This window comes from Oligoflexus sp., assembly GCF_035638955.1.
Lineage (GTDB): Bacteria > Bdellovibrionota_B > Oligoflexia > Oligoflexales > Oligoflexaceae > Oligoflexus.
Window position 1 is genome coordinate 1 of sequence record NZ_DASQYZ010000174.1, and the last position, 5,370, is coordinate 5,370.

Below are 5,370 nucleotides of genomic sequence, written 5' to 3' on the forward strand. Positions count from 1 at the left end.
GCTTGATGGGCCTATGGTCCTGCTCGATAATGTTGTTCAAATATTTGTTCTGACGAATCTCGATATCGGTGCCTTCGTCGTCGTTATAGTCATTGATCGCAGATGTGTTGGCTCCGCTTTTGTCGATAGTGATTTTTATCGGTTCGTCATTTGTTTTGATAGCCCTCAAGAGAAAGCGTTGCGCGGCTTTTCGGTCACGCTTTGCCGTCAGCAAGTAGTCGACAGTATTGCCTTCCTTGTCGACCGCCCGGTAGAGGTATTTCCATTCGCCTTTGATCTTGATTCAAGGGCAAGGATTTTCCCCAATATATTGAAGCGAGCAGGGAAAGTGCACAAGCGGCATTCAACATGAATGATCTGGCAGCGTCTCTGGAGATCTTAAAAAGTCTCAATCCGGAAATACCTGAGAGTGATCAATATTCTCAACTCAGCGTCAGCGGTATCCTGGCTGATATTTATGAAAGGCAGAGCGCCTGGAAGGACGCATACAAGGCTCGCACCCGGCAGCTGGAGATGGAAAGAAAGTTTGTTTTGGAATCGCAAAATGATAGCTTCTCTCGGCAGACTGCCGAGCTCGGGCTTCAGGTTGAAGAGGAAAAGAGCAAAGTACTTCAAAAGGAAAATGAACTGCAGGCCAGCCGTCTTCATGAGGCCGAATTGGCCCAAAGGCTCCGAACCTGGGCTGCTTTGAGTGCCGGCGTCGTTGCGATTGGCTCGATCAGCCTTCTCCTTTTGCTCCGAAAAAAGAATGGGATGATTGAACGCAGCCGCCGTGAAATAAACGCGTTGCTGGACAATATCAAAACGGGCATTTTCAGCATCTCGGACCCCATCCGGCTCACGATAGATCGACGGCGATCCAAGGGGCTTGAGCTGGTGCTCAATGCCGACCCAAAGCTAGCCTATACCTTGGATACCTTGCTCTTTGAAAAGTCCAGGCTCAGTCCCGACCGCATCGACATAATCCGGGCCAGCCTGTCGGGTTCCATTGGCGAGAATGTCCTTTCCTTCGAAATCAACGCCGAGCATCTGCCCAAGGAACTTGCCGTTGACGTCAGAGGAAAGACCCGGACCATTGAACTCGACTGGAGCACCATCCTCGGGACTGATAACACGACTGTGCTTCGAATCCTGGTGAGTTGTCGAGACGTAACGGAACTCAGGGATTCGCAAAAGTCCTCCGAAGCCCAGCAGAGAGAGTTGGGGATGATTCAGCAGCTGATCGCCGTGCCTCATCTTCGTTTTCTTCGCTTTGTCGGTGCCGTAAAAAGAGCTCTCGAAGAAAATCGTCAGATCCTGGAGGCCTCGTCCGAGCAGGACAATCTTGGACTCAAAAGGAGTCTTAGAATGGTTTTCATCAATCTACACACGATCAAAGGGGCTGCCCGAACGCTTGACCTCCAGGAGATCTCGTCTTCCATCCATGCGGCTGAGGATCTCTTGACCACGATGATGACGCAAGGCTTCGATAGGAATATTCTTTTGGAGAATGGAACCAAAATCATGAGGCTGATCGATGAATATGTGGCGATAGCCGAGAAAAAACTCAATCGCGATGATAAGGCTGCCAGCAAAGTCAATCTGGAAGAATCCTTCGTGAAAAGGCTTCTCGATCGTCTTTTGACTGGAATCCTCCCGGCTGTTTCGGAAATTCTGCCTCTTTTGAAATCGACCTATACTCCCCTTGACCAGCTTGTTGACGAGGCCCAATCGAATTTCCCACGTCTGGCGAAAGATCTAGGGAAGCCCGTGCCACTGGTGAAAAAACTTGGGCTGGATGATATTTTCCTGGATCACGAAGCTCATGCAATGCTGGCAGATGCATTTTTACATCTGGTTCGCAATAGTATGGACCATGGCCTTGAAACCGAAGCGGAGCGTCTTCACTGTGGAAAGCCCGGCGTTGGTACTTTCCTTTTCAAAGCCCAGATGACCTCGGCCGGTGATTGTGTCATCAGCATGTCTGACGACGGTCGTGGGTTGGCACTCGAGAAAATAAAGTCCATTGGAATAGCCAAAGGTCTGATTGCCGTTGACAGGACCTATGAGGCTTCCGAAATCGCCGAACTCATCTTCAGCGAAGGCTTTTCCACCGCCTCCAGCGTCACAGAAATCTCAGGCCGAGGCGTCGGGATGGGTGCTGTCAGGGAATTCATTGCCAGGCTAGGCGGTAGCCTCCAGATCGAATTCACCGATGCCGTGAGCAGCGGCTACGCCCCCTTCCAGTTTACCATGCTCATCCCTGCTTTGCATATCAAACGAATGCAGGGTTTGGCACTCGAATCCTTGGAACTGAAATCGGCTTAAAGACTCTCCAAAGGCGGCTGCCCCTAGCGGGATAACTGCGCCCGGGGAAGCTGCAGTCATGAGATGAGGGATTCCGGGATGCGGAAAAGTTCCGAGCGCCTTGAGGTTCGGCCGAAAGCCCGCCATTGATCCTGGCAATATTTTTAAATCCTTACCATGTCAAATAACGGGTAATGCACCCAATTCGGCCGTGCCCAGAGGTTCACCACCTGCTGTAAAGGAAGCTATCAAAAGCAGGCTCTGGAAATCCAAGTGAGTCTTATCTAAATTTTTTCGAACATCGGGCAGGCCAGTGCGCGGGATTATTTCTTACAAAAGCTCGGAAAGCTCTCAGAACCATAGGTTTATTCTCACCTCGACAAAAAGAAGAGCTTTCGAAGTGCCTTGCTGAGGAAATTCCCGTCATCCCGGCAATCGGAATGAATCTTGCGTATTGTTTCAGCAAATACCGCCAAGCAAAGCCTGGATATTTGGCAGACTTGCGTTTACCTAGGAGCTACAACGAATGAGACGACTCACACGGGTCATTATTTTGCTGTGTTGCTTGCCCATGCTTATAAAATGCAAAGGAAACTTTTCCGACCGACTCAATTCCAGAGCTGATAGGGCGAATTCGGTTCGCGGTGAAGATGTCAAAGGCAGGCCCGATAAGCTTTCCGAGGAACCTGCAGGGCTGCCAGGATATCCATTGGTTTGCCGATGGCAGGACGTTCCCAGAGAGCCCACAACGGCTAACATCAAGTGTTTCCATACTAATGAAAGTGGCAATCCGATCGATCTCGGAACAGATGTGCTCTGGGTGGTTGAGAATCCATTGCCAGAGGTGACTGTTGTCCAGAAAGTGGTAGGCTTGGAGTTTCACATCTCCATCTCAGGATCGACAAGCGCCATCGTACTGGATGCTCTCAGCATCATGCAGGTGCACGTAAAATATGGGCCGGAAAAAAGCGTGGAGAAGAAAGCGCCTATACGCGACTTGCTTGAAACGTCATACCCGGCGCCTAACGGCACAGTTAGTCCATCGCCTGCTGCTGTGCTCAGGTTATCGCATGCCAACACTCTTTGTCTTCAGGTTACGTTGTTGGGGTCTGTCAGTTTGCAACCCTGTCTTCAGACAGAAGAGCTTCAGAAATTCAAGGAAGTAGTTGCTTCCGATAGACGTATTCAGTATTTGAACGAGAAAACGCAGTTTTGCCTCTCATCGGCTGGTGGTGCGTTTGCCGACTATATAATATCTGCTGATCCCTGCACTCAGGACGAGACCCAGTATTTTACCAAGGTAGCAGCTGATACTTTATTCTCTCTCAGGCAGGACTCGTTTGCCCTGTGCATGAGCGCCCAGAATGCGGGCAGCTTAGCCAACACCAAGATTGTGTTGGCCGTGTGTGCGAACGAGACGAGTCAGCAATTCGTGCCTTAAGGGGCCATATCTTCGGGAGTCAGCTTGAGGCTGAGGCTTGCGGCAAGGCGCATACAACCTTTTGGACTTCCTTGTTCGCACGGAATAAGTCCCAGGCATCAATGCCGAGGATCATCTTCCTTGGGCGCGCCTGGTTCAAATTTTTTGAGGCCATCTCCCGCTGAAAGTTTTCGACAAAGTCGGTCATGGGGAAATCGGGATTGGCCCAGGTGTTGGTGCCGGTCAGCTTCACGGTAAGGGCTGGATCCCGCTTGAAGTCAATTGTCGAATCAAAGCCTTCGGCGCGAATGGTCAGCTTTCCTGTTTTGACAATTTCGAGCGCCATCAGCTCTTCACGGACGCGCAGCCTCTCAAAGAGCCGGGTTGTCTTTTGAATCAACCGAAGCTCTGCGCGCTGCATGGTTGTCAGCTCGCCGCCAAAATCCTCACCCGGCAGTTGGTCCTGACCATCCTGGCCTGTAATGCTGGTCTTTTCCTTGATAAAAGCCGGTTTGAAGGATTAGGTCGGATATCCCTGGTCACGAAACATCGGTGCTTCGAGCAGCGGATGAACGAAGGGAGCCGCCCCAATCCTGTTTTCGGTGTTCTGTCGAAGTAGACCTCCTCCTTCTCGGATCGGACCTCCAGCGGGAAGAAGGTGTCACGAAAATACCTGGTCTTTGGGACAAGGAGCATGACGAGGCGATTCAGATAGTATGTGCTGTAGATGGGTAGCATGGCGGTCAGTCCTCACCCTGTTCAAGATAGATATTGTGCAGCTCCAGTTCATCCTGCACCGAATCCGGTTCTGTTGCGTATCCAGACAATGAACGAGAGAGGGTGCGACTCGACGAGTCATCACGCTGCAATGGAATAAAAGATTTCAGCGGAGGTATCACCCTCTGCTTCTATCTGCCGCTTTCGAATGATCCTCATCGACTCAAAGCCACCAATTGTAATCCTTGCCATTCGAAAGCTCCCAAAGCCCAAGGTGGCTCTGCATAGCTGTTTGATGGGCCTATGGTCCTGCTCGATAATGTTGTTCAAATATTTATTCTGACGAATTTCGATATCGGTGCCTTCGCCCTCATTATGGGCCTGAATGCCGGCGACGTTGGCTCCGCTTTTGTCGATTGTGATTTTTATCGGTTGGTCATTTAACTTGAAAGCCCTCGAAAGAAAGCGTTGTGCGGCTTTCCGGTCGCGCATTGCCGTCAGCAAATAGTCGACGGTATTGCCTTCCTTATCCACTGCCCGGTAAAGGTATTTCCACTGGCCTTTGACCTTGATATACGGGTGAGTAGACCCTGGCGTTTCATCCAGAGCCCCTCTTAAAACCGGACGGGAACCTCTCGGCTCATCCGGCTTCCACCGATCCAATCTTTTACTGATACCCGTGCCACATTCCTTGTTGCCAATGTGCAAAGAGATTTGGTCGTTTCTTTGCAATTTTCTGCAAGAACTCCGCTGCTTTGGTTTTGTGCTAGGCAAATCTTTTGTACTTTCTTTGAACCCACCTACCAAGGTAAGCATTGAAGCTGAGCCAGACGCGTTTGAGTTCAGTTTTATAGAACCTACCGTAGTAGGTATTCCATCCCCGTAATATAGGATTGAACATCTTTGAGAGATCTTCCAGTGACTTATCGCATTTGAGCTGTATGTGC

General features: G+C 50.4%; 4 protein-coding genes and 2 pseudogenes. 2 read left to right on the plus strand and 4 right to left on the minus strand.

All coding sequences use genetic code 11. From position 1 onward, the window contains the following. A pseudogene (locus VE954_RS16310) lies at positions 1–283 on the minus strand (IS6 family transposase); the annotation flags it as partial. A 65-nt stretch (positions 284–348) separates the two neighbouring features. On the opposite strand from VE954_RS16310, the gene VE954_RS16315 reads away from it, so the two are divergent. Together VE954_RS16315 and VE954_RS16320 are read left to right on the plus strand one after the other, a co-directional pair. Continuing rightward, positions 349–2,307: an ATP-binding protein gene (locus tag VE954_RS16315; protein WP_324954614.1), complete on the plus strand. Its 1,959-nt coding sequence runs from the start codon at positions 349–351 to the stop codon at positions 2,305–2,307. A 688-nt stretch (positions 2,308–2,995) separates the two neighbouring features. After that, the gene (locus VE954_RS16320; RefSeq protein WP_324954616.1) at positions 2,996–3,727 is read left to right on the plus strand and encodes an RICIN domain-containing protein; all 732 of its coding nucleotides are present in this window, start codon (positions 2,996–2,998) and stop codon (positions 3,725–3,727) included. Between the two features lie 19 nt (positions 3,728–3,746). Here the strand turns inward: VE954_RS16320 and VE954_RS16325 are convergent. From VE954_RS16325 to VE954_RS44290, 3 genes and pseudogenes are all read right to left on the minus strand, one after another. Beyond that, a pseudogene (locus tag VE954_RS16325) lies at positions 3,747–4,214 on the minus strand (major capsid protein); the annotation flags it as partial. A 350-nt stretch (positions 4,215–4,564) separates the two neighbouring features. Next, complete coding sequence (locus tag VE954_RS16330) at positions 4,565–5,239, minus strand: IS6 family transposase (RefSeq protein ID WP_414699012.1); 675 nt, start codon at positions 5,237–5,239, stop codon at positions 4,565–4,567. Further along, positions 5,190–5,324 (minus strand): group II intron maturase-specific domain-containing protein, encoded by a 135-nt coding sequence (locus tag VE954_RS44290; protein WP_414699013.1) that lies wholly within the window; start codon positions 5,322–5,324, stop codon positions 5,190–5,192. The genes VE954_RS16330 and VE954_RS44290 overlap by 50 nt, the downstream gene beginning before the upstream one ends. Positions 5,325–5,370 lie beyond the last annotated feature (46 nt).

Coding starts and splice junctions, on each gene's coding strand:
- VE954_RS16315 (WP_324954614.1), top strand. CDS start 349: ATGAATGATCTGGCAGCGTCTCTGGAGATCTTAAAAAGTCTCAATCCG.
- VE954_RS16330 (WP_414699012.1), bottom strand. CDS start 5,239: ATGCTTACCTTGGTAGGTGGGTTCAAAGAAAGTACAAAAGATTTGCCT.
- VE954_RS44290 (WP_414699013.1), bottom strand. CDS start 5,324: ATGTTCAATCCTATATTACGGGGATGGAATACCTACTACGGTAGGTTC.